Origin of the sequence: Agreia sp. VKM Ac-1783, assembly GCF_900177765.1 — a bacterium.
GTDB lineage: Bacteria > Actinomycetota > Actinomycetes > Actinomycetales > Microbacteriaceae > Agreia.
The window spans coordinates 82887-107412 of the sequence record NZ_FXWI01000002.1; the positions used below are offsets into that span (position 1 = coordinate 82887).

At 65.0% G+C, this 24526-nt stretch carries 24 protein-coding genes; 21 read left to right on the forward strand and 3 right to left on the reverse strand.

The window, feature by feature from the left end; translation table 11 throughout:
- Positions 1-68: 68 nt before the first annotated feature.
- Entirely contained in the window at positions 69-2063 is a 1995-nt protein-coding gene (gene pknB, locus CCK87_RS05415; RefSeq protein ID WP_086460469.1) for a Stk1 family PASTA domain-containing Ser/Thr kinase, read from the reverse strand.
- Between the two features lie 84 nt (positions 2064-2147).
- The gene (locus CCK87_RS18670) at positions 2148-2453 is read right to left on the reverse strand and encodes a LysM domain-containing protein (protein WP_349289986.1); all 306 of its coding nucleotides are present in this window, start codon (positions 2451-2453) and stop codon (positions 2148-2150) included.
- A gap of 259 nt (positions 2454-2712) precedes the next feature.
- Between CCK87_RS18670 and CCK87_RS05425 the strand changes: the two genes are divergently transcribed.
- A complete protein-coding gene (locus CCK87_RS05425; protein WP_349289987.1) occupies positions 2713-3054 on the forward strand; it encodes an Rv2175c family DNA-binding protein in 342 nt (113 codons plus the stop codon).
- Positions 3055-3066: 12 nt separating this feature from the next.
- Here the strand turns inward: CCK87_RS05425 and CCK87_RS05430 are convergent, their stop codons facing one another.
- The gene (locus CCK87_RS05430) at positions 3067-4158 is read right to left on the reverse strand and encodes a polyprenyl synthetase family protein (RefSeq protein WP_086460471.1); all 1092 of its coding nucleotides are present in this window, start codon (positions 4156-4158) and stop codon (positions 3067-3069) included.
- Positions 4159-4235: 77 nt separating this feature from the next.
- On the opposite strand from CCK87_RS05430, the gene CCK87_RS05435 reads away from it, so the two are divergent.
- From CCK87_RS05435 to CCK87_RS05530, 20 genes are all read left to right on the forward strand, one after another.
- Positions 4236-4616: a DUF3040 domain-containing protein gene (locus tag CCK87_RS05435; protein WP_086460472.1), complete on the forward strand. Its 381-nt coding sequence runs from the start codon at positions 4236-4238 to the stop codon at positions 4614-4616.
- 294 nt (positions 4617-4910) lie between these two features.
- Complete coding sequence (gene mraZ, locus CCK87_RS05440; protein ID WP_055928434.1) at positions 4911-5342, forward strand: division/cell wall cluster transcriptional repressor MraZ; 432 nt, start codon at positions 4911-4913, stop codon at positions 5340-5342.
- A gap of 100 nt (positions 5343-5442) precedes the next feature.
- Positions 5443-6399, forward strand: a complete 957-nt coding sequence (rsmH, locus tag CCK87_RS05445) for a 16S rRNA (cytosine(1402)-N(4))-methyltransferase RsmH (protein ID WP_086460473.1) — start codon at positions 5443-5445, stop codon at positions 6397-6399.
- Positions 6396-6980, forward strand: coding sequence for a hypothetical protein (locus CCK87_RS05450; RefSeq protein ID WP_086460474.1), 585 nt, complete (start codon positions 6396-6398; stop codon positions 6978-6980). Before rsmH ends, CCK87_RS05450 begins: the two co-directional genes overlap by 4 nt.
- A 41-nt stretch (positions 6981-7021) precedes the next feature.
- A complete protein-coding gene (locus CCK87_RS05455) occupies positions 7022-8809 on the forward strand; it encodes a penicillin-binding protein 2 (protein ID WP_086460475.1) in 1788 nt (595 codons plus the stop codon).
- A 15-nt stretch (positions 8810-8824) separates the two neighbouring features.
- Positions 8825-10369, forward strand: a complete 1545-nt coding sequence (locus CCK87_RS05460) for a UDP-N-acetylmuramoyl-L-alanyl-D-glutamate--2,6-diaminopimelate ligase (RefSeq protein ID WP_249273738.1) — start codon at positions 8825-8827, stop codon at positions 10367-10369.
- A gap of 3 nt (positions 10370-10372) precedes the next feature.
- Positions 10373-11797, forward strand: a complete 1425-nt coding sequence (gene murF, locus CCK87_RS05465) for a UDP-N-acetylmuramoyl-tripeptide--D-alanyl-D-alanine ligase (RefSeq protein ID WP_086460477.1) — start codon at positions 10373-10375, stop codon at positions 11795-11797.
- Entirely contained in the window at positions 11794-12891 is a 1098-nt protein-coding gene (gene mraY, locus CCK87_RS05470) for a phospho-N-acetylmuramoyl-pentapeptide-transferase (RefSeq protein WP_086460478.1), read from the forward strand. The genes murF and mraY overlap by 4 nt, the downstream gene beginning before the upstream one ends.
- Complete coding sequence (gene murD / locus CCK87_RS05475) at positions 12888-14507, forward strand: UDP-N-acetylmuramoyl-L-alanine--D-glutamate ligase (protein WP_086460479.1); 1620 nt, start codon at positions 12888-12890, stop codon at positions 14505-14507. The genes mraY and murD overlap by 4 nt, the downstream gene beginning before the upstream one ends.
- Positions 14452-15687, forward strand: a complete 1236-nt coding sequence (gene ftsW / locus CCK87_RS05480; protein WP_086460480.1) for a putative lipid II flippase FtsW — start codon at positions 14452-14454, stop codon at positions 15685-15687. The genes murD and ftsW overlap by 56 nt, the downstream gene beginning before the upstream one ends.
- Entirely contained in the window at positions 15684-16760 is a 1077-nt protein-coding gene (locus CCK87_RS05485) for a UDP-N-acetylglucosamine--N-acetylmuramyl-(pentapeptide) pyrophosphoryl-undecaprenol N-acetylglucosamine transferase (RefSeq protein WP_086460481.1), read from the forward strand. The genes ftsW and CCK87_RS05485 overlap by 4 nt, the downstream gene beginning before the upstream one ends.
- Positions 16761-16820: 60 nt before the next feature.
- Positions 16821-18233, forward strand: a complete 1413-nt coding sequence (gene murC / locus CCK87_RS05490; protein WP_086460482.1) for a UDP-N-acetylmuramate--L-alanine ligase — start codon at positions 16821-16823, stop codon at positions 18231-18233.
- Positions 18230-19327 carry an FtsQ-type POTRA domain-containing protein gene (locus CCK87_RS05495; protein ID WP_086460483.1) on the forward strand — a complete coding sequence of 366 codons (1098 nt, stop codon included), beginning with the start codon at positions 18230-18232 and terminating at the stop codon, positions 19325-19327. The genes murC and CCK87_RS05495 overlap by 4 nt, the downstream gene beginning before the upstream one ends.
- 167 nt (positions 19328-19494) lie before the next feature.
- Entirely contained in the window at positions 19495-20676 is a 1182-nt protein-coding gene (gene ftsZ, locus CCK87_RS05500) for a cell division protein FtsZ (RefSeq protein WP_086460484.1), read from the forward strand.
- Positions 20673-21344 carry a YggS family pyridoxal phosphate-dependent enzyme gene (locus CCK87_RS05505; protein ID WP_086460485.1) on the forward strand — a complete coding sequence of 224 codons (672 nt, stop codon included), beginning with the start codon at positions 20673-20675 and terminating at the stop codon, positions 21342-21344. Before ftsZ ends, CCK87_RS05505 begins: the two co-directional genes overlap by 4 nt.
- A 41-nt stretch (positions 21345-21385) precedes the next feature.
- Complete coding sequence (sepF, locus tag CCK87_RS05510) at positions 21386-21874, forward strand: cell division protein SepF (protein WP_085488220.1); 489 nt, start codon at positions 21386-21388, stop codon at positions 21872-21874.
- A gap of 7 nt (positions 21875-21881) precedes the next feature.
- The gene (locus CCK87_RS05515) at positions 21882-22190 is read left to right on the forward strand and encodes a YggT family protein (protein WP_283160428.1); all 309 of its coding nucleotides are present in this window, start codon (positions 21882-21884) and stop codon (positions 22188-22190) included.
- A 127-nt stretch (positions 22191-22317) separates the two neighbouring features.
- Positions 22318-22968: a DivIVA domain-containing protein gene (locus tag CCK87_RS05520; protein ID WP_086460486.1), complete on the forward strand. Its 651-nt coding sequence runs from the start codon at positions 22318-22320 to the stop codon at positions 22966-22968.
- Positions 22958-23536 (forward strand): signal peptidase II, encoded by a 579-nt coding sequence (gene lspA / locus CCK87_RS05525; RefSeq protein WP_283160429.1) that lies wholly within the window; start codon positions 22958-22960, stop codon positions 23534-23536. Before CCK87_RS05520 ends, lspA begins: the two co-directional genes overlap by 11 nt.
- On the forward strand, positions 23536-24459 hold the full coding sequence (locus CCK87_RS05530) for an RluA family pseudouridine synthase (protein ID WP_086460487.1): 924 nt from the start codon (positions 23536-23538) through the stop codon (positions 24457-24459). The genes lspA and CCK87_RS05530 overlap by 1 nt, the downstream gene beginning before the upstream one ends.
- Positions 24460-24526 lie beyond the last annotated feature (67 nt).

A 24526-nucleotide genomic window follows, 5' to 3' on the forward strand; every position in this document is an offset into this window, starting at 1 on the left:
CGGTGCGCTCGCGCCCGGATGCCTCACGCATCCGGACGCGAGCGTTCGGCTTTAACTCGATCAGTTGATCAGAGCGCGAAGTTCACAGTAACCTTCGTGCCACGCGGAACGCTCGTTCCGACCCCGGGATTGATGGCACTGACGGTGAACGCCTCGGGGCGTAGGTCAGCAACAAAGCTGTAATCGAGGTTGAAACCTAGACTTTCCAGTGTTGCCTTTGCCTTATCCCACGACTTGCCGACGACATCTGGAACCGCGACCGGCTCGGGACCGCGCGAGATCTGAAGCGACATCGTGTCTCCGGGGCGGACGGTGTCGGCGGGGGCGATCGCCTGGATCACCTTGCCCTCCTCGATGGAGTCGCTGTAGACCTGCTCGCCGGCGGCAGCAGACAGGCCGACCGCCTGCAGGGTCGCTGTCGCCTCATCGACGGTCTTGTCGGACACGTCAGGGATGGAGCCGGCGGAGACCAAGAGGGAGACAGGCTGTGCCTCGCTGTAGATCACGCCCTCTGTGGATCCGTTGCTCGCCAGGCTCGCGCCATCGGCGTTGTACGCGTCGAGGACGATTCCCGCCGCTGCGTTGCTCGAGAAGACCTGCGTCTCGCTGCCCACCGTGAACTTGGCCTGTTTGATCGCCTGTTCGGCCGAGGCCTTGTCGGCACCGATAAGTTGGGGAAGTGGCAGTTGTGCCGGCCCTGTCGACACGATGAGAGAGACTGCGGAGTCGCGAGCGACGTGAGCGCCGGACGATGGATCGGTACCGATGACCGTTCCCGCCGGAACAGTCACGCTCGATTGATCGGCACGTGTGACCACGACACCGAGCTCCTCGAGGGTCGACTGAGCAGCGTCTGGTGCCTGACCGGCGACCGAAGGGATGGTCAACTGGGCGCCCGGTCCTACTCCGAAATACCATCCGGTGCCACCGGCCAGCGCAACGACGAGTATGACGATGCCCACCAGCCAGAACGCACGTCGTCGGCGTACCGCCGTCGATGCTTTGAGGCGCGCCGCGGGGGCCGAGGCGACCGCGCTGTGCGCTGCTGTCGCCTGGGGGGCTCGCTGCGGCGCTGTAGACGGCTTCGGCACGTTCAGAGCTGAGGTCATGCCGGTCTGCCTGAACGCCTGCGTCTGCGCCTGCGCCGCCGCGATATCGGGGCTGAGCGCCGCGGGCATAACGACCGTGCGCTGGATACCGGTCGTCGCTGCCTGGGTCGCGGACATGCTCTGCTCGGTGAGCCGAAGCTGTTCGAGCATGGCGCGACCATCTGTCGGACGGTCGACCGGATCCTTCGCGGTCGCCCATAACACGAGGTCGTCGAGGTCGCGCGGCACCGAGGGGTTCACGGCGCTGGGGCGGGGCACCTGATCGTTGGCGTGCTGGAACGCGATCTGCATCGGCTGGTCGCCGACGAACGGCTGAGCGCCAGTGAGCATCTCGTACATCATGATGCCGGCGGCGTAGATGTCGCTTCGTGCGTCTGCCGTGCCTCGGGTCAGGAGCTCGGGGGAGAGGTACGCGATCGTTCCGAGCAGCGCCTGGCCGGTGGCCGTGTTGGCCGAGGTCGCGCGAGAGAGTCCGAAGTCGCCGATCTTGATCCGGCCGTCGTCGGCGAGCAGCACGTTCTCGGGTTTGAGATCGCGGTGCACGATTCCTGCTTTGTGTGCTGCCGCAAGACCTCCGAGAACGGCGTCCATGATGTCGAGGGTCTGCTCGGTCGTGAGCGTTCCATAGTCTTTCAAGAGGTCACGCAGAGTCATGCCCGGCAGATACTCCATGACCAGGTACGCCATGTCCGAGTCCTGGCCCTGGTCGAAGACGTTGACCACGTTGGGGTGCGCCAGCCTCGCGGCCGACCGGGCTTCTTGTACGAAGCGTTCTTTGAAGTTGGATTCGTCGGCGAGGTGGCCGTGCATGATCTTGATGGCGACGCGACGTTCGAGTCGAAGGTCGGTCGCGAGATAGACGGTAGCCATGCCGCCCCGGGCGATGCGCGACCGCACCTGGTACCGACCGTCGATGAGACGTCCGATCATAGGGTCAGTGGGCGCGGTGGTCACGAATGAAGTTTAGAGAGCCGCGGGCACGGAAGTCGGGATAGACACCGCGAAGATGAAGACGCGCCGTGCCGCCGGTGCGAACGATCAGCCGGCACGCCTGTTGCGCTTGTCGGCGGTCTCGGCCGCGGGCCATTCGAGATCGTCGGGGATCGGTTCTAGTCGCAGAAGCTGCCCTGGAAAGATGGGGGTCTTCCAACTCAGGCCGTTCTGCGCCAGCACATGGGCGGTTGGGAGGCCGTGACGGATGGCGATCTCGCTGACGGTATCGCCCAATTCGACGCGGTACGACGGTTCGTCGGGCTCGACGTTCTCGGCCTGTGTGCTTTCGGGTTCGGGTGTGAGGGCTCGATCTCTGCGGCGATTCGACGACGCTGCGACTTTCGAAGCCACGAGTCCGACCAGAACAAAGGGGAGTGCGACCGCAGCGACGAAGGAACGAGGCGGATGGCGTCGCACTCGTCGTGCGCGGCTCGGCGACCTCGTCATAGCGGCCGTGCACCTCGCAATACTCATCTCACCCGTGCGTCAAGAATTCCATGTATGCCGGGACTCGTCAACGGTGCATCGGCGCGCCGCGCGAGTCCGTCATAACGATGCGATATCGGTGCCGGGGTGCCGGGGACGGCCCCGATCGTGGCAGGCTTGGCACGTGAGTGAAAACACCCCAGCAAGAACCTGGTTGACCATCCCCGACGTCGCCGAGATGTTCGGTTCCACACCGGGTCGAGTCCGCAAGATGATCGAGGAGCATTCCCTGCTCGCCATCCGCCGAGACAAGGTCCTCGTCGTGCCGGATGTCTTCATCCGCGACGGCGAGCCTCTGCCGGAATTGAAGGGCACCATCATCGTGCTCCTCGATTCCGGTTTCGTGCCCGAGGAAGCGATGAAGTGGTTGCTCGAAGAAGAGGAGTCGCTCGGGGTCGCCCCGATCGACGCCTTGCTCGCCGGACGGAAGGCTGAGGTCCGTCGGGTGGCGCAGGCTCTGGCCTGAGCGATCAGCTCGTCACGACGAGCGCTCCGTGAGGAGCCGGGCGAGATGCTCCAGCTCCGCGACGGCTTCCCTCTCGAGATCCGCGGCGCGCAGAGCGTCAAGCGCCTGGGTCGTATATGACGCAATCGACCGCTCGGCGCTCTCGAGTGCGCCGCTGAATTCGATCTGCTGCTGCAGATCGGCGATGGTCGTGTCGTCGAGGTCGGGTCGACCGAGGGCGTCGTCGAATGCTTCTCGCTGAGGTTCGCCCATCGTCTGGCGGGCAAGCGCCACCAGAACCGTGCGTTTGCCTTCGCGCAGATCGTCGCCCGCGGGTTTTCCGGTCACAGCCGCATCGCCGAAGACACCGAGAACATCGTCTCGCAGCTGGAACGCCAGTCCGAGCGGAAGGCCGAAGCGGCGCAGAGACTGGAGTTGCGCCGCGGATGCGCCGCCGATGAGGGCGCCCAGAGCGAGCGGCGCCTCGACGCTGTACTTCGCCGACTTGAAGGTCATGACCCGTTCCGCGCGGCGGATCGTCTCTGTATCGGGAACGGTCGGCCACGCGTTCTCTTCGAGGATGTCGAGGTACTGCCCGACGGTGACCTCGGTGCGCATGCGGTTGAACTCCGCTCTCGTCGAGCGGGCTCTGCCTCGATCGGTCAACAGGTCGAGCGCCACGTCGACGAGTTCGTCGCTCCACCCCAGAAGAAGGTCACCGTGCAGGATGGCGCTGGCGCGACCGAACGTGTCGGCCGAGCCGACGAACTTCTGGTCTCGGTGGAGTGCGGCGAATCGAATGTGAGCCGCGGGCATCCCTCGACGCGTGTCCGAGTTGTCGATGATGTCGTCGTGCACCAGGGCCGCGGAGTGAAATACCTCGAGCGCCGCGGCGAGCGTGATGACGGCTGTCTCTTCCTCCGCCTGGGCGAGCGTTGAGGTCGCCTGCCATCCGGCGATGCAGAACCGTGCGCGAAACCGCTTGCCGCCGCTGAGAAGATCCCGGGAGAAATCGGTGAAGAAGGACAGTTCGTCCGCGACAGCGACGAGAATAGGTTCACGAGACGCGAGAAACTCGGCGATTTCGGTGTCGACCTGGCTTACCAGGTGCGTGCTTTGTGTCACGTGCCTAGCCTAGCCAGATGCTGAGCACTACAATCGCTTCAAGTACGACGCGTGTGACTGAGCCTGAGGTGAATAGGATGCCGCTTTCCGAGCAGGAGCAAAAGCTTCTAGATGAGATGGAGCGCAGTCTCTATCACAACGATGCCGATTTCGTATCGGCGGTCAACGCCGGCAGAGGCAGAGTCAACTACGGCGCTCTCGTCCTCGGCATTCTTCTCGCCATCGCCGGACTCGTGGTCGTCATCGTCGGCGTGATCACGCACCTTCCCATCATTGGAATCGTCGGTTTCGTGGGCATGTTCGCCGGGGTCCTTCTGGCCCTTCGTCCGTCGTCGTCAGCCGGGCGGCCGTCATCCGGCCCACGAACGGGCTCTTCGCCCAGCGCCGCCGCATCCAAGACCAATCTGATGGACAAGCTCAACGATCGCTGGGACAAGCGTCAGGACCGCGAGGAGTAGGCCGAAAGCCGCTTCTTCCACACACCTCCACACAAGGGGGCCGACCTTCGGGTCGGCCCCCTTTTTTGTCGTCTGGCGACCTCGAGCTCCCGCTCGTGCACCGAAATGGGATGGCGACGCGCTCGAAAGCGCAAAACTCCTCCATTTTCCTCCACTGCCGCAACTCCTTTACTGACGCGGAAGTCGGAGCCCATTCACGGCTTTAATCGCGGTTTTTCGTTGTTTGGTGGTGTGAAGTGGAGTAGCGTGGAGGAACACCCAACACCTGGCCGGATTCGAGGGGGAGAAAGGACGATGTTCCTTGGCACGTACGCTCCCAAACTCGACGACAAAGGTCGCATCATCCTTCCCGCGAAGTTCAGAGATGAACTCGAAGGCGGAGTCGTGCTGACGCGCGGACAGGAACACTGCGTGTACGTGTTCAGCTCTGCCGAGTTCGAAGAACTCCACAACAAGATCCGGCAGGCGCCGGTCACTAGCAAGCAGGCGCGTGACTACATGCGCGTCTTCCTCTCCGGCGCCGACGCATCTGTACCCGACAAGCAGAACCGCGTCAGCATTCCTGCTCATCTGCGCAGCTACGCCGGCCTCGAGCGCGAACTGGTCGTCATCGGCGCCGGGTCGCGGGCCGAGATCTGGGACGCCGAAGCCTGGAACACCTATCTGGCCGCCCAGGAGGCCGCGTTCTCCGAGACCGACGAGGAGGTGATTCCCGGCCTCTTCTAGTCGTTCCGCGTGACTCCCAGCCGTTCCTCGCCCTGACACACTTCCCCGGTGCCAGGTCGGAATGGATGGGGATCAGGCAGAACGAACAGGTCGATACACCATGGAAGACGTCACACGAATCCACACTCCGGTCATGCTCGAGCGCTGCATCAGCGTTCTGGGGCCGGCTCTCGAACGACCTGGCGCTGTTCTCGTCGACGCCACCCTCGGGCTCGGTGGACACGCGGAGGCGTTCCTCACTCGCTTCCCCGAGCTCACGCTCGTTGGTCTCGACCGCGACCTGCAGGCCCTGGCACTCGCCGAAGGTCGACTGAAGCCCTTCGGAGATCGGGTGCATCTCGTGCACTGCGTCTATGACGAGATCAACGCCGGTCTACAGAAGCTCGGCATCCCGTCGGTCGACGGCGTCCTCTTCGATCTCGGCGTCTCGAGTATGCAACTTGACCGCGCCGAGCGCGGCTTCGCGTACTCGAAGGACGCGCCTCTCGACATGCGCATGGATCAGGATGCCCCTCTGACGGCCGAGATGATTCTCGCCGAGTATTCCGAGTTCGACCTCCGTCGCATCTTCCGCGACTACGGCGAGGAGAAACTGGCCGACCGGTATGCGCGACGAATCGTGCAGCGGCGCGCCGAACAGCCTCTCGTGCGATCCGCCGATCTCGTCGATCTCCTTCAGCAGGCCACGCCCGCCGCTCTGTCGCGCGCAGGCCACCCCGCCAAGCGCGTCTTCCAGGCGCTGCGGATCGAGGTCAACCAGGAGCTCAGCGTGCTGGAGCGTGCCATCCCCGCGGCCATCGGTTCGCTGCGAGTCGGCGGTCGCATCGTCGTGATGTCGTACCAGTCGCTCGAGGACCGCATCGTCAAACGAGCACTCCAGTCGCTCAGCGTGTCCACGGCCCCTCCCGGCCTGCCTGTCGAGCTGCCGCAGCACAAGCCAGAGCTGTCGCTCCTCGTCCGCGGCGCCGAACTGGCGACCGATGAAGAAAAGGCCGAGAACCCTCGAGCCACCCCTGTCCGTTTTCGAGCTGCCGAACGCATCAGGAGCGCCTCATGACCAACCTGGCCACCGTGCCCGTCTCCCGACTCGGCTCACCCGCATCGGCGCCCGCGATCGAACCGCGGCGTCGATGGCTCAAGCCTGCGCCGGACAGCATGCCTCGTCAGCGGCGGCGGCCTCGGATCGTCTACGCCGCGGTCGCTATCGGCGGCATCGCGATCATCGCCCTCGCCCAGCTCCTGTTGACCATCGGGCTCTCCGACGGGGCCTACCAGGTTTCAGCGCAGCAGTCGAAGCTGAAGGATCTGTTGCGGACGAATCAGGCGCTGAGCGAGCAGCTGACGGCCCTGTCGTCGCCTCAGAATCTGGTGCAGAACGCGCAGACGCTCGGCATGGTCGCCAACGGAAACACGGTCTATCTCAGACTCTCCGACGGAGCCGTTCTCGGTTCGCCCACGCCTGCCTCCGCCGCCAATGCCCCGATCGCTGCCGACCAGGCCCTCGTGCCGAACTCGTTGCTGCAGCCCGACCCCGTCGTCGCCGCGCCCGTTCCCGATGTGTCGAGCGCGCCTCCGACGGCGGCGCCCGACCCGAGCGTACCGTGGCAGGGTGCTCTTCCTTCCCCGCAGACGCACTGACCGACCGGTGACCCGCTCACCAGCCGAATGAAAGGCCGCACGTGACCCCGACGACAGCCAGAACAACTCGAGGGCGCGTGACCATCGCGGTGCTCATCATCGTCGCCGTGGTGTCGGTGTTCTGCGTCAGGCTCGTCGATATTCAGATCGTTCAGGCCGACAGCCTGAACGCCACCTCGCTCGCCAGTCGTTCCGACAGCACGGTCACTCTGGGCACGCGCGGCGACATCGTCGACGCCAACGGTGTGGTGCTGGCCACCAGCATCCTGCGTTACGCCATCGAGGCAGACCCCTCGGCCGTCGCCGAATTCGATCGCCCGGCTGCAGACGGATCCGGCGACGTCAAGGTCAGTGCCGATCAGGCGATCGGTGAACTCGCATCGGTGATGGGGCTCGACCCGGCCGTCATCACGGCCATCGTCACGGCCGACCCCACCTCGCGGTACGCGCAGATCTCGAAGTCCGTCGATGTGTCGACCTACAACGCGATCCGCGCGCTCGACATCCCCTGGCTCTACTACAAGGCCGATCAGTCGCGCACGTATCCCGACGGCAGCGTCGCGGGCAACCTCGTAGGATTCGTCGGCGCAGACGGAACCGCATTGGCGGGCACCGAACTCACGCAGAACGCGTGCCTCGCCGGCAGCGATGGCAGCGAGGTGACAGAGACCGGAGAAGACGGCGTAGCGATTCCCGGATCCACTGTGACCCTGAAGAAGGCTGTCGATGGTGGCAAGGTGCAGCTGACGATCAACAGCGACCTGCAGTACTTCGCCCAAGAGGCTCTGGCCCAGCGCGTGACCGAGGTCGGCGCCGAATCGGGCACAGTCGTCGTGACCGAGGCCAAGACGGGCAAGATCCTCACGGCGGCCGAGTATCCGACCGTCGATCCGAATAACATCGACGCCACCGACCCGGCCTATCGGGGCGCCAAGGTCTTCAGCGATCCCTTCGAGCCCGGCTCGACGTTCAAATCCATCACGGCGGCGTCTCTGATCGACGCCGGCGCTGCGACTCCGGCTAGCCAGGTGCTCGCGCCCTACGAGTACAAGTCGGGCGACGCCGTCATCCACGACTCGTTCTATCACCCAGACATGCGCTGGACCTTGACCGGTGTCATCGAGCAGTCCTCGAACACGGGCATCTCCATGCTCAGCAACAACATGTCCGTCGATCAGCGCTGGGACTACATGAACAAGTTCCACCTGGGAAAGCCGACCGAGGTCGGATTCGTCGGTGAGGATTCCGGTGACATCCTTCCCGGTGGAGTCAGCGGCCCGACCCAGCTCGACGATCAGACGATCTACAACACGACGTTCGGTCAGGGACTCACCGTGACTGCGGTGCAGATGGCGAGCGCGTACCAGGCCATCGCCAACAACGGCGTGCGGATGCCCGTCCAGCTCTTCGAGGGATGTCGGCACGACGACGGCACAGTCACAGACGCTCCCGCCCCCTCCACCGGCGAGCAGGTCATCTCGCCCCAGGCCGCCCAGGACACCGTGCACATGATGGAGTCCGTGGCGACGACCGGATACGCCGCCGATGCCTTGAAGATCCCGGGATACCGAGTGTCCGCCAAGACCGGAACGGCCGAGATGAGCAACGGTTCGGGTGCATATGGAGGCGCGTATCTCACGTCGATGGCGGGCATGGCACCATCGGACGATCCTCAGTACGTGGTTTCGGTCACCATCAGGAAGCCCGTTACCATTACATCTGGACTGGCGGCAGCGCCGGTCTTCCAGAAGGTACTGTCACAGGTGCTGAAGACATATCGGGTGCAGCCGTCCACGGTTCCAGCGCCCAACCTGCCCACTACTTACTGAATGAAGGAGTCATCTGTGCCGGATCGGGTTTCGCAGGGACTGCGCCCGGAACATCCGATCGCACGATCGCTCTCTCAGCTCGTCGCCGACTTCGAGCTCGAGCAGATCGGTGAGTTCGCGCCCGATTCCGTCACCGGCATCAGCCTGACGTCGAAGGACATCCTGCCCGGCGACCTCTACGTCGGTCTGCCCGGACGCAATGTGCACGGTGCCGCATTCGCCGCTGCCGCCGCTCAGAGCGGCGCCGTGGCGATACTCACCGACTCGCAGGGCGCCGCCCTCGCCGCAGACAGCGGACTGCCGGTGATCGTCACTCCGCATCCGCGCGAGGCTCTGGGCGCGGTGTCGGCCTGGATCTACCGCACTCTCGACGATCCGCCCACGCTGTTCGGCGTGACCGGCACCAATGGCAAGACGAGCGTGACCTACATCCTCGACGCGATCCTGTCGCAGCTCGGCATCGTCGCCGGCTTCAGCACCACGGCCGAGCGCGGCATCGGCGAGCTGCGTATCACCAGCACGCTGACGACCCCGGAGGCCACCGAGGTGCATGCTCTGCTCGCCCGCATGCGCGAGGCGGAGGTGCGGTCGGTGATCATCGAGGTCTCGGCGCAGGCGCTGACTCGACACCGAGTAGATGGCATCGTCTTCGACGTCGTCGGTTTCACGAATCTCACGCACGACCACCTCGACGACTACGGCCGGATGGAGGACTACTTCGAGGCGAAGCGCGCGCTGTTCGAACCGGATCGCGCCCGCCGCGGAGTTGTTCTCGTCGACGGAGAATGGGGTTCCCGGCTCGCGGACGAGTCACGAATCCCCGTCGCGACGATCTCGACGAAGCCGGGAGTCGCTGCGGATTGGCGGATGACGATCCTCGAAGAGACCGTCGATTACACGCGGTTCACGATCGAAGGCCCCGATCATCGATCGATCACCACGAGTATCCCGATTCTCGGCCGGTTCATGGCCGAGAACGCGGCACTGGCGATCGTGATGCTGGTCGAATCGGGTTACGACCTCGAGGCGATCTCGCACGTGCTCGATCGAGACGGCGGCATCGATGCCTTCGTACCCGGTCGCGCCGAGAAGGTGTCTGCCGACGCGGGCCCCCGTGTCTATATCGACTACGGGCATAGCCCCGACGCGTTCCAAAGCGCCCTCGAGGCACTCCGTCGAGTCACGGATGGCCGGGTGATCATGGTCTTCGGTGCCGATGGAGACAGGGACACGACCAAGAGGGTCGACATGGCGTCGATCGCCGCGCGTCTCGCGGATGTCGTGGTCATCACCGACTACAACCCCCGGTTCGAAGATCCGGCGTCGATTCGCTCGGTGCTCCTGGATGCCGCGCGTGACGCTCGCGACGATGTCGAACTCTACGAGGTCCCCGACCCGAGGCTCGCATTCAGGAAGGCCCTCTCTGTGGCCGGCGAGGGTGACGTCATCCTGCATGCCGGTCCGGGCCACGAGGACTATCAGGAAGTCGCGGGCGAGAAGATTCCCTACTCCGCGCGCGACGAGGCACGGCTCGCCCTGCAGGAATACGGATGGCTCTGACCCATGCTTCAGCTCACACTTCATGACATCGCCGACATCACCGGCGGACGGCTCGTGATCCCTGGCACCCTCGAGGCTCAAGGGATCTCGCCTGAGACCGTCGTATCCGGCGTCGTCGACACCGACTCGCGAGAGATTCGCGACGGAGGCATCTTCGTCGCCAAGCCCGGCGAGTTCAGCGATGGATTCCTCTTCATCGACAAAGCGGTATCGGCCGGCGCCTCGCTCGTGATCGCTGAACGACCGTCCGATGCGATGGTCGCTCAGATCATCGTCGACGACGCCGTACTCGCCCTCGGTGCGCTGGCGACCGAGGTGGTGCGCCGTGTTCGGCAGCACGGACTGTTGCGGATCGTCGGCATCACGGGATCGAACGGCAAGACGACCACCAAGAACCTGCTGCGCTCGATCCTCGAGTCCGAAGGCGAGACGGTCGCTCCTCGAGACTCGTTCAATAACGAGGTGGGCGCACCTCTCACCATGCTGAAGCTCACGCCGTCGACCCGGTATCTCGTCGCCGAGATGGGCGCATCCGGCCCCGGGGAGATCACGAGACTCATCCGTATGGCCAAACCCGATGTCGGGGTGGTTCTCACCGTGGGCCTCGCGCACGCCGGAGAGTTCGGCGGCATCGCCACGACGCTGGCCACGAAGACCGAGATGGTCACCGACCTCGAGCAGTCGGATGTCGCGGTGCTGAACATCGACGATGCCCGCGTTGCGGGGATGGCAGACAAGACCGCGGCGCGAGTCGTGTGGTTCGGCCTCGACGAGCGGGCTGCGGTGCGTGCGCACGACGTGGCGGCACACGCCGGTGGCACAGACTTCGTCTTGACCCTCGCCTCGGGCGAGAGCCGACCGGTGCGGTTCAAAGTTCTCGGCGAGCACCACGTGATGAACGCCCTGGCGGCCGCCGCGGCCGCAGAGAGCCTCGGGGTCGGGATCGATCGCATCGTCGACGCCCTGCAGACCGTCACTCGAGCGGAACGCTGGCGCATGGAGGTACTCGGCGGTCGCGACAACGTGACCGTGATCAACGACGCCTACAACGCGAGCCCCGATTCGATGGTCGCCGGACTCAAGACGCTGGCGCAGATCGCCACACCGACGTCGCGCAAGATCGCCGTTCTCGGCGAGATGAGCGAGCTCGGCGAATTCTCGCTCGAAGAGCACGACCGGATCGGCCGCATGATCGTGCGGCTCGGCATCGAGAAGCTGATCGTCGTGGGAGAGGGCGCGCGCGCCCTCCACCTGGCGGCGACGCACGAGGGATCATGGGACGGCGAGTCGCAGTTCGTCGAGACCGCCGACGAGGCATATGACGCCCTGGCGCCGGATCTGAAATCTGGCGACATCGTGTTCGTCAAGTCGTCGAACTCCGCCGGGTTGAGGTTCCTCGGCGACCGACTGGGGGAGCTCTTCGCATGATCACGCTTCTCGCAGCCGGCTCCCTCTCGATGGTCTTCACGCTGTTCATGACGCCCGTCTTCATCAGGCTCTTCAAACGACTGGCCTGGGGCCAGTTCATCAATATGGACGGCCCGGAGACGCACCACGTCAAGCGTGGAACGCCGACCATGGGCGGAATCGTCATCGTGCTCGCCACGCTGTTCGGCTATTTCGTCGCTCTCCTCCTGACTCAACGTGGCGTCTCGATCTCAGCGCTTCTCGTGCTCTTCCTCATGGTCGGGCTCGGCGTCGTGGGATTCATCGACGACTTCATCAAGACGCATCGAAAGCGCAGCCTGGGTCTCGGCCCTGCAGCCAAGCTCATCGGACAGATCGTGGTCGGCGTCGCCTTCGCGATCCTCGCGCTGAACTTTCCCGACAAGAACGGCGTCACCCCGGCCTCGACAGCGATCTCGATCGTGCGCGACACGCACATCGACTTCGACATGCTCGTCATCCCCGCCATCGTCGTCATCGCCTTCGTGGTGTGGGTCTGTGTGATCGTCATGGGCACGTCGAACGGCGTGAACCTGACCGACGGTCTCGACGGGCTGGCGCCCGGGTCGAGCATCCTGGCCATCGGGGCGTTCGTCTTCATCGGCTTCTGGCAGGACAGCCAGAACTGCTTCAACCCGCACTTGAATGCCGAGGTCGTGGGCAAGTGCTACGAGGTGCGCGACCCCATGGATCTCGCGATCGTCGCCGCCGCGATCGTGGGGGCTCTCATCGGGTTCCTGTGGTGGAACACGAACCCCGCGAAGATCTTCCTCGGCGACACCGGTTCTCTCGCGCTGGGCGGGGCGCTCGCTGCCCTCGCCATCCTGAGCCGCACGGAGCTGTTGCTCGTCGTCATCGGCGGAATCTTCGTGATCGTCGCCGGCCAGGTGGTCATTCAGCTCACCTACTTCAAGCTCACCAAGGGCAAGCGCATCTGGTTGGCCAGTCCGCTCCATCACCACTTCGAGGTCAAGGGCTGGGCAGAGGTCACCATCGTGGTGAGGTTCTGGATCATCGCCGGACTTCTCGTCGCCGCGGGCGTCGGGTCGTTCTATCTCGAGTGGATCTCGCGATGACGGAGCCGGTCGACGCCAGGGCGCTCGGTCTGACGAGTTGGCACGACGATTGGTCGGGCCTCCGCGTGGGCGTGCTGGGCCTCGGCGTGACAGGATTCTCCGTGGCCGACACGCTGGCCGAGCTCGGTTCACGTGTGCTCGTGGTCGCCGAAAAGGTCGACGACCGTTACCGGCTCATGCTCGAGGTGATCGGTGCAGATCTCGTGCAGGCGTCGCCGCTGGTGTCTGTGCCGTCGGAGCTGGAGTCGCTCGATCCCGAGCTGCTGGTCGTGTCGCCGGGATTCCATCCGGATCATCCGGTGATCGTGTGGGCGCTCGAGCACGGCATTCCTGTGTGGGGCGACGTCGAGCTCGCCTGGAGACTGCGCGACAAGGTCGGCGTCTCGGGCGCCGGAAGCGCTCCGGCCGAGTGGATCGCCGTGACCGGTACGAACGGCAAGACGACCACCGTGCAACTGACGGCTGCAATGCTCGCCGCTGGCGGGCTGCGGGCGGCGCCCTGCGGCAACATCGGTGTACCCGTGCTCGACGCTGTGCGTGATCCGCAGGGCTTCGACGTCTTCGTGGTCGAACTCTCGAGCTACCAGTTGCATTCGACCTCGAGCATGTCCCCGTGGGCTGCCGTCTGTCTCAACGTCGCCGAGGATCATCTCGATTGGCACGGATCGATGGAGGCCTATGTGGCCGCGAAGGCCCGCGTCTATACGAACACGCGAAGCGCGTGCGTCTACAACCGCGCCGACGAGGTGACACTCAAGATGGTCGAAGACGCGGAGGTCGTCGACGGAGCGAGAGCGATCGGATTCGATCTCGGTGTGCCTGGCCCCAGTGATCTCGGCATCGTCGACGGCATCCTCGTCGACCGCGCGTTCCACGACGATCGTCACAGCTCGGCTCTCGAGATCACCACCGTCGCTCGATTGGCCGCCGCAGGCCTGGGCGCACCGCACACGGTGGCCGATGTCCTGGCGGCGACAGCGCTCGCCCGCAGCGTGGGCGTGACGATCCCGGCCATCAGGTCGGCGCTCGATGCCTTCCAGCTCGATCGGCACCGCATCGAGGTCGTCGAGATCCGCGACGACATCACCTGGGTCGATGATTCCAAGGCCACGAATCCGCATGCCGCCGCAGCGTCGCTCTCGGCGTATCCCTCGGTGGTGTGGATCGCGGGCGGGCTCCTGAAGGGCGTCGACATCGAGCCCCTCGTACGTGCGCGCGCACCCAAGCTGAGAGGGGTCGTACTTCTCGGCGAGGATCGCTCGGCCCTCCGGGAGGCATTCCAGCGACACGCGCCCCACCTTCCGGTGCGAGAGGTGACGGGCACGGAGACTAAGAGTGTCATGTCGGTCGCTGTCGAACTGGCTGCCGCTCTCGCGGTGCCCGGTGACGTGGTGCTTCTGGCACCTGCGGCCGCGTCGATGGATCAATTCACCGACTATTCCGACCGTGGCGACCGCTTTGCACACGCCGTGCGACATTACTTGGGAGGCGATCCGACTGACGACGACACGACCGACAGTTCGGACGCATACGGCGCGTCCGCAGGCACTGCGACCAACGATGCCGCCGCCCTCGACGGCGAAACCCCGAACGAGCGCCGCCTCCTCGGCGACTGACGAGCCCCGTTCGGCCCGCACGGCGAGAATCTCGCTCGGCCGGGCCTTCCAACCCGAGTCACGGAGCTATTTCCTCCTCCTGGGCACGACGCTGTTCCTGCTGCTCTTCGGTCTCGTCATGGTGCTGTCGTCGAGTTCGGTCTCGTCGTACGCGGGTGCTCAGGGATCGTTCGGCGTGTTCTGGCGCCAGGCGATCTTCGCCGTGATCGGCGTTCCGTTGATGCTCATCATCTCCCAGCTTCCCGTGCGCGTCTGGCGACGCCTGGCCTGGCTCCCTCTCGTGGCCGGGATCATGCTCCAACTGCTGGTGCTGTTCACGCCGCTCGGCATCGAGGTGGGCGGCAACCGGAACTGGATCGGCATAGGCGGGTTCAACGCCCAGCCGTCGGAGCTCATCAAAGTCGGCCTGGTCGCGTGGCTCGGAGTGATCCTCTCGAAGAAAGAGCCGCATCTGCATCGGTGGGGTCACGTCCTGATTCCGGCGCTGCCCGTGGCCGGACTCGGAATCTTCGTCGTGATGCTCGGTGGTGACCTCGGCACCGTCATGATCATGACGGCCCTCGTCTTCGGTGCGCTGTTCTTCGCAGGTATCAAGTTCCGCCTGCTGGTCATCCCCGTCATCATCGGAATCGTGGTGACGCTGGTGATCGCGCTCACGAGCGCAAACAGGCTGTCGCGTATCGAGAACTTCCTCGGAATCGGTTCGGGCGACCAGACGGGTCTGTCGTATCAGAACCAGCACGCCGACTGGGCCATGGCCGCCGGGGGAGTGTTCGGCGTCGGGCTGGGCAACAGCAAGGCCAAGTGGCTCTGGCTGCCCGCCGCTGACAACGACTTCATCTTCGCCATCATCGGTGAAGAGCTGGGGCTCGTCGGCGCGATCGTCGTCTTGGCCCTGTTCGTCGTCTTGGCGATCTCGTTCCTGCGCATCGTGAGGTCGTCGACCGACCTCTTCTCGAGAGTCGTCACCGGCTCGGTGATGGTCTGGCTCATCGGCCAGGCGTTCGTGAACATCGCCGTCGTACTGCAGGTCGTGCCCGTTCTCGGTGTGCCACTTCCGCTCATATCCTCCGGAGGCTCTGCTCTCGTGACCACACTGGTGGCGATCGGCATCGTGTTGTCGATCTCGAGACAGAACGGCGCCTCAGCGGGCGAGCCGTCGACGGACGCGATTCGATGACGACCTACCTTCTGGCCGGTGGAGGAACCGCCGGGCACGTGAACCCCCTGCTCGCGACCGCCGATGAGTTGAGGCGACGTGAACCCGACGCGTCGATCATCGTGGTCGGCACGGCAGAGGGGCTCGAGGCCCGCCTCGTGCCGCTCCGCGGTTATGAACTCGTGGTCATTCCGCGACTTCCGTTCCCTCGCAGGCCCGGCAAGGCAGCCGTCACGTTCTTTCCGCGTCTTCTCGGTGTCATCTCGCAGTTGCGCTCGCTCATCGCCGACAGATCGGTCGATGTCGTCGTCGGATTCGGGGGTTACGCGGCTGCACCCGCGTATCTGGCGGCTCGTCGCGCCCACGTACCCATCGTCATCCACGAGGCCAACGCCCGACCAGGGCTCGCGAACCGGCTCGGCGCGCGGTTCACTCCCTATGTCGGTGTCGTGTTCGCCGGTACGCCGCTGCCGCACGCCGAGCTCACGGGACTGCCTCTCCGCAGCGAGATCGCCTCGCTCGACATCGATGCGGTGGCAGAGTCCGCGCGAGAAAATTTCGGGCTCGACAGCTCAGCTCCCGTGCTCCTCGTCACCGGCGGATCGCTGGGGGCGCAGACGCTCAATCACACGATCCGGGATGCGTACGGTTCGGTCCTCGACGCCGGGTGGCAGATTCTGCATATCTGGGGTGACAAGCCTGACCTCGTCGACCCTGGCATCGACGGCTACGTCGTCGTGAGATATTCCGACCGCATGGACCTCGCGTTCGCCGCGGCCGACCTCGTCGTCGCGCGGGCCGGAGCGGCAACGGTCTCCGAGCTCGCCGTGCTGGGTCTTCCGAGCGTGCTCGTTCCGTACCCCGTCGGCAACGGCGAGCAGAAGGTCAACGCTCACGACCTGGTGGAGGCCGGCGCGGCCGTGCTCGTCGACGATGCCCGGTTCACTCCGAGCTTCGTCGCCGACGAACTGCGGCTACTCCTCGCCGACCGCCCACGCATCGAGGCGATGGCGAGTGCGGCCGGCAAGGTCGGCATCGCCGACGGCGATGCGCGACTGGCCGAACTGATCCAGCGCGCAGTGTCGAGAGCGTAATCTTGATCACTGGTCCGGCGCTCTGCGCCGGGTTCCGTTCGAAGAAATGAGTCGTACCCCGTGATCAAGCCAGACCTCAGTCAGCAGATACCCGCCGAGCTCGGTGCGGTGCACTTCGTCGGCATCGGCGGCTCAGGCATGAGCGGTATCGCGCGCCTCATGATCGACGCGGGCATCCCGGTCTCGGGATCGGACGCGAAGGAGTCGAAGGGCACGAAGGCTCTGCGGCAACTCGGTGCCCGCATCAGCATCGGTCACGCGGCCGAGAACCTCGGTGACGCAGACACCCTCGTCGTGACGAGTGCCCTCTGGCCCGACAACCCCGAATACGTCCTCGCGAAAGAGCGCGGCATCCCGATCCTCCACCGATCGCAGGCGCTGGCCTGGGTCGCGGGCCGTCATCGCCTCATCGCCGTCGCGGGAGCGCACGGCAAGACCACCTCGACCGGCATGATCGTGACGGGTTTGATCGAGCTCGGTCAGAAGCCCGGATTCGTCAACGGAGGAGTGATCTCGGCTCTCGGCACGAGTTCGGCGAGCGGCGAGGGTGAGATCTTCGTACTGGAGGCCGACGAATCCGACGGCTCGTTCCTGCTGTACGACAAGGCCGTCGCGCTCATCACGAACGTCGACCCCGACCATCTCGACCACTACGGCTCGGTGCAGGCCGTCGAGGACGCCTTCGTGACGTTCGCCGACGAGGCCTCGGAACTCGTGGTCATCTCGGCCGACGACGCCGGCGCGGTGCGAGTGTCCCAGCGACTCGCCTCCACGCGCGTGCTCACCTTCGGAGAAGACGAGAACGCCGACGTGCGTCTCCACTCCGTCGAGACCGGTGACAAAGTCACTTTCCAGGTGAGCTACCTCGGCACCGACTACCCGGGTTCGCTGCTGGTACCCGGCCGGCACAACGCGCTGAACGCGGCCGGGGCTTTCGCCGTGCTGGTCGGCATGGGCTTCGCGCCGGCTGAGACGCTGGATGCCATCGCTCACTTCGCCGGCACAGGTCGCCGATTCGAGTTGCACGACACGGTGAGGGGGGTCAGCGTCTACGACGACTACGCGCACCACCCGACCGAGGTCGCTGCAGCTCTCACCGCGGCCCGCACGGTCGTCGGGGAGGGTCGCATCATCGCAGTGCACCAGCCTCATCTGTACTCTCGCACCCAGCTGATGGCGGGTGAATTCGCCGAGACTCTCGAGCGCACGGCCGACTTCACCATCGTGCTCGACGTCTGCGGCGCCCGTGAAGATCCGGTGCCGGGAGTGACCGGTGCGCTGGTCTCCGAGCGGTTCTCTGACGCCGATGCCGTGCGTTACATCGATGACTGGCAGAAAGCGGCCGACTTCATGGCCTCGATCGCCCGGCCTGGCGACTTCGTCGTCACCCTCGGATGCGGGGATGTCAATCTGATCGTGCCGCAGCTGCTCGACGCGCTGGCCCGTGAGACGCAGGCGCCCCCGGCGGCATGAAGAGACCTCCTGGGGTGACCCCACCGCCCGCCGGGCCACCGGAGGCCGAGAAACCGATCGAACACCGCGACGCGACGCCTCGTCGACGCGCCCCCGTCGGCATCCGTCGTTCGAAGAAGTCGTCTGGCGACGACGCGACAACCGAACCGATCGACATCGTTCCAGCCGCGGTGTATCCGGCATCGGAGGGTCTCGCGGACTTCCGATCTCTCCCTCCGTTGCCCGAGGTGACGCACGATGCAGAGCACGACGCGGCGCGCGACGATGACGATTCGAGCCCTAAGCCGTGGTGGCTCACTCGTCGCACCGATCCCACCGTCGAGAAGGCGGCCGAAGCCGAGAAGAACCTCGCCCATGCCGAGAAGCGCCGTCGTCGGTACGAGCGAGCGGAGGCTCGGCGGTTCACGCAGGCAACCCGCACGCGTCGACGCAAGTACCTCATAGGTCTCGCCGCATCCGTCGCACTGGTTCTCGTCGTTGTTCTCACCGCGTACTCACCCCTGCTCGCTGTGAGGACGATCACCGTCGAGGGCGCGTCCCGCGTCGATGCCTCCGCGGTGTCGGCGGCCCTCAGCGACCAGCTCGGCAGGCCGCTGACGCTGGTCGATTTCGGCGAGGTCAAACAGGCTCTCGAGACCTTCCCGCTCATCCAGAGCTATGTCACGGAGGCTCGCCCGCCGGACACGCTCGTGATCCGGATCGTCGAGCGGCGCCCGATCGTGACGGTCGCCGTCGACGGTGCCTTCAATCTGGTGGATGCCGCCGGTGTCGTCGTCGAGACCACGCCGGCCCGCGCGCCTGGTTACCCGACCATCGATGTCGCAGCGACGCCGGTGGACTCGCCCGGCTTTGCTGCCGCAAGCCAGGTCCTGCTCGCGCTGAGCCCCGACTTCCTCGCCCAGGTCGACTCGGTGAGCGCGCCCACGCCGGATTCCGTGACGCTCGCTCTGACGAACGGACAACGGGTGGTGTGGGGGAGTGCCGAGGACTCGGCGCTCAAGGCGCGCATCGTTGCGAGCATGATCTCGAACCCCGGCATCCCCGACGTCACCGAATACGACGTGTCCTCGCCCGAGGCTCCGATCACCCACTGACCGCCCAGCGGGTCGCAAGGAGCCCTCATTGCCCGTTCAGTTCGCGACACGCGGGGCGTGTGGAGTGGCAGGACCCAGCCGCGCCCTTAGGTTCGAAACAAAGAAATGCATACTCGATATAACTTTAAGTCTCAGCTAGAGGTTTAGGGTTCCAGCGGAGGCCGGACGTGACAACCAACCAGAACTATCTCGCAGTCATCAAAGTTGTCGGAATCGGCGGCGGCGGCGTCAACGCCGTCAACCGAATGATCGAACTCGGACTGCGGGGTGTCGAGTTCATCGCCATCAACACCGACGCGCAGGCGTTGCTGATGAGCGATGCCGACGTCAAGCTCGACGTCGGTCGTGAGCTCACTCGCGGACTCGGTGCAGGAGCCGACCCCGAGGTGGGACGCCGAGCAGCCGAAGACCATGCGGAGGAGATCGAGGAGGCCCTGTCCGGCGCCGACATGGTCTTCGTGACCGCGGGCGAGGGTGGAGGAACGGGAACGGGTGGCGCTCCGGTCGTCGCACGTATTGCGAAGTCCATCGGTGCTCTGACCATCGGTGTCGTGACGAAGCCCTTCGGATTCGAGGGCAAGCGCCGTGCCGCCCAGGCCGAAGACGGCGTCGCGACTCTCAAGAACGAGGTCGACACTCTCATCGTCGTCCCGAACGACCGTCTGCTCGAGATTAGCGATCGCGGCATCAGCATGCTCGAGGCTTTCTCCACTGCCGACCAGGTACTCCTCGCCGGTGTCCAGGGCATCACCGACCTGATCACCACCCCCGGGCTGATCAACCTCGACTTCGCCGACGTCAAGAGCGTTATGCAGGGCGCGGGTTCTGCACTCATGGGAATCGGTTCGTCTCGTGGGGCTGATCGAGCGATCAAAGCGGCTGAGCTCGCCGTGGCGTCGCCGCTTCTCGAGGCGAGCATCGAGGGCGCCCACGGCGTGCTCCTCTCGATTCAGGGCGGATCGAACCTGGGAATCTTTGAGATCAACGACGCCGCCAAGCTCGTCCAAGACGCCGTGCACCCCGAGGCGAACATCATCTTCGGTGCGGTCATCGACGACACGCTCGGCGACGAGGTGCGCGTCACCGTGATCGCCGCAGGCTTCGACGGCGGCGATGCAACGGAGCAGAGGCGCGGAAGCTTCGTCGCATCAGCTGACGAGAAAGACCCATACGGAGCGGGCGGAACGGCCATCTCGACTCTGGCGCCGGTTCGCCACGCCGAGGAGCAGCCGGCCGAGACGCCTGCCTGGTCGCAGACGGGCGAACATCACCTCACCGGAGCCGTCGCCTTCGATCCTGCGTCGGAAGATGATGACACCGACCTGGATGTCCCCGACTTCCTGAAGTGACACTCGAGGAGCGTCTCGCCGAGGTCACGGCTCGGGCCGCAGCCGCTGCGGCCCGAGCCGGGCGCAGCGTGGATGAGCTCACGATCATTCCGGTGACCAAGTTCCATCCGGCGTCTCTCGTGCGCGAGCTCTACGAGCTCGGCGTGCGGGACGTCGCCGAGAACCGGCATCAGGAAGCCCGCGAGAAGGCGGTTGAACTCGCGGATCTCGCCGACCTCCGGTGGCACTTCGTAGGGCAGTTGCAAGGCAAGAAGGCCAGGCAGGTGCGCTCATACGCGCACATCATCCACTCGATCGACCGCGCCTCCCTGATCGACTCGCTGTCGTCTGCAGACGAGGACACGTCGATCTTTCTGCAGGTCAATCTCACCGACGACCCTGCGCGCGGGGGAGCTGCGGCCGAGCAGCTCGAAGAGTTGACCGAACACGCACTGCGTGCCCCGGGCATCCGGCTCGAGGGCCTGATGGCCGTGGCGCCTCTCGGGGCCGACCCGCGGGCCGCCTTCGCTCGGGTTCGCGAGCTGTCGGAGCGCATCCGGCTGACCGCGCCCATGGCGTCGTCGATCTCGACCGGCATGTCGGCGGACTTCGAGTCCGCGATCGCCGAAGGGGCGACACACCTACGAATTGGTACCGCAATCACTGGAAATCGTCCGGCGGACGGTTAATCTTGCGACTAGGCACCTGAACCACATACCGGAGGAACACAATGGCCAACCCGCTTCGCAAGACGATGGTGTACCTGGGTCTGGCGGACGAAGAGCTGGAGTACGAAACTCCCGCCCCTGGTCCCGTCGCCCCGGTCCCCGCTCCCCAGTCCCACTCTGCGCAGACGCACGCCGCACCGGCCGCAACGCGGGCACCGGTCACTCCGCTGCGCAAGACGCACATCCAGAAGAACGTGGCACCCACTGAAATGAACGAGATCCTCACGGTTCACCCGAAACAGTACAAAGATGCCCAGGTCATCGCCGAGAACTTCCGCGAGGGAATCCCGGTCATCATCAACCTGTCGCAGATGACGGATGCCGACGCTCGACGTCTCATCGACTTCGCCGGCGGCCTTTCGCAGGGGCTCTACGGCAAGATCGAGCGCGTCACCAGCAAGGTGTTCCTCCTGTCGCCGTCGCACGTCTCCGTATCCGGAGACACCTCGGCCGACACGCGCGCGGAGTCTTCCTTCTTCGTCCAGTCATAATTGACGAGTGGATCTACTCGTCATCATCGTCGCGACAGTCGCGTATTACGCGCTGCTCGTCTACTTCTTCCTCATGTGGGGACGTTTCGTACTCGACCTCGTACAGAGCTTCCAGCGCTCCTGGCGACCGGCCGGGTTCGTCCTGTTCATCGCTGAGGTCGCCTACACGGTGACCGATCCTCCGATCAAGTTCTTCCGCCGAATCATCCCACCGCTCCGTCTCGGACCTGTGGCATTCGATTTCGGGTGGAGCATCGTGATGCTGCTGGTCATCATCGCCATGTCCATCCTGAACTTCGTCAGGTATTCGGCGTAGCTCGCTGTAGTGTGTGTCATGCACAATCGAGACACGTGCCCGTGGGCCTCAACGCCTGCCGCCGTGTTTATTGCTAGCGTTGGTTAGCGATATCCCCGTTCGTCGAATGTAATAAAGGTGGAAGAACATGGCGTTAACTCCAGAAGACGTTGTTAACAAGCGCTTCGCGCAGACCAAGTTCCGCGAGGGCTACGACCAGGACGAGGTCGATGACTTCCTGGACGAGGTCGTCGTCGAACTGCGTCGACTGACCCAGGAGAACGAGGAGCTTCGTGCTCAGCTCTCCTCGGGCGGCTCCGCTCCCTCTGCGGCTGCTGATGCGCCCGTCGTCTCCGAGCCGGTCGTCGACGCTCCTGTGGCCGACGAGGTCGTCCCCGAACCCGTCGCTGCCGCTCCGGCCCCCGTCTCCGCTGTGCCGGCCCCCGCTGCCGACGACGACGCGGCTTCGACCACGAATCTCCTTCAGCTGGCGCGCCGCCTGCACGACGAGCACGTCAAGGAGGGCGCGGACAAGCGCGATGCACTCATCGCCGAAGGTCACGCGACCGCCGCACGCATCGTCGCCGAGGCAGAGACGAAGCAGCGCAACGACCTCGCGCGTCTCAACCAGGAGAAGGCTGCCATCGAGCACCGCATCGACGAGCTGCGGTCGTTCGAGAAGGACTACCGTGTGAAGCTCAAGAGCTACATCGAGGGCCAGCTCCGCGACCTCGACTCCTCGGGCACCGAAGGCGGATCGAACTCGTCCGCACCGAGCTACACCGGCTTTGGAGGCTAGGACTGCCGCGAAGGCCAGTCCCAGGGTCCTGATCGTCCTGGTTCTCGTTGCAATCGCTGCGTTTATCCTCGATCAAGGCTCCAAGTACCTCGTAGTCACAACGCTGAAACCGGATGAGGTCGTCCCCGTGCTGGGCGACCTCCTCCAGTTTCAGTTCGTCAAAAACCCGGGCGCTGCTTTCTCTATAGGCAACGCCTACACCTGGATCTTCTCGATCCTCGCGTCGGTGGTAACCGTCTTCATCATCTGGTTCGCACGGCGCATCCGTTCCCTCGGGTGGGCGATCGTGTTCGGTCTCCTCCTCGGCGGTGTGCTCGGCAATCTCACGGATCGTCTGTTCCGAGAGCCGGGCTTCGGAGTCGGCCACGTGGTCGACTTCCTCCGCATCCCGTTGCTGCCAGCCATCTTCAACATCGCCGACTCGGCGATCGTGGTCAGTATGGGGCTCTTCCTCATCCTGACCCTGCGTGGCGTCGGGCTCGACGGCTCTCGACCCGTCCGGCCCGAAGACGACGAGTCGGACGGCGCACGGGAATCGTCGGCGACATCGCCGGGCGAGACCTCCTGATGGCGGAGAGTCGTTCATTTCCGGTGCCCGACGGCCTCGACGGCAGCCGCGTCGATGCGGCGCTGGCGAAGATGCTCGGATTCTCGCGCACCTTTGCGGCTGAGATCCTCGATGCCGGCGGAGTGACGGTCGACGGAGTCGAGGTCGGCAAGTCCGACAGACTCCGGGCCGACTCGTGGCTCGAGGTCACCTGGAGCCCCAAGACCGAGGTCCAGATCGTGCCGATCGACGTGCCCGATCTCGGAATCGTCTACGACGACGACGACATCGTCGTCATCGACAAGCCGGTCGGCGTCGCGGCGCATCCCTCTGTGGGCTGGACCGGCCCGACGGTTCTCGGAGCACTGGCGGGCGCGGGCTTCCGCATCTCCACGAGTGGGGCCGCCGAGCGTGCAGGGATCGTCCATCGACTCGACGCGGGCACCAGCGGACTCATGGTCGTGGCGAAGAGCGAAGACGCCTACACCTGGCTCAAGAGTGCCTTTCACGACCGCGAGGTCGACAAGATCTACCACGCGGTCGTGCAGGGTCATCCCGACCCCCTCGCGGGTACGATCGATGCTCCCATCGGTCGTCACCCCCGGTCCGACTGGAAGTTCGCGGTGACCGCCGCCGGCAAGCCCAGCGTGACGCACTACGAGACGCTCGAGGCGTTCCCCTCGGCATCGCTGCTCGAGGTGCATCTGGAGACCGGCCGCACGCATCAGATCCGCGTCCATATGGCCGCCCAACGGCATCCGTGCGTCGGAGATGCGATGTATGGAGCGGACCCGACGATCTCGGCACGCCTCGGCCTCACGAGGCAGTGGCTGCACGCGAAGCGGCTGGGATTCATCCACCCACGGACCCGCGAGTACGTGTCGTTCGAATCGCCGTATCCTCTCGACCTGCAGCACGCGCTCGACATTCTTCGTCGCGACTGAGGTCGCGTGTCGGGGGAGCCGACGTAAACTTAGAGACCTCTCGCCCCAGCTTTAGTCGGAGTCATCT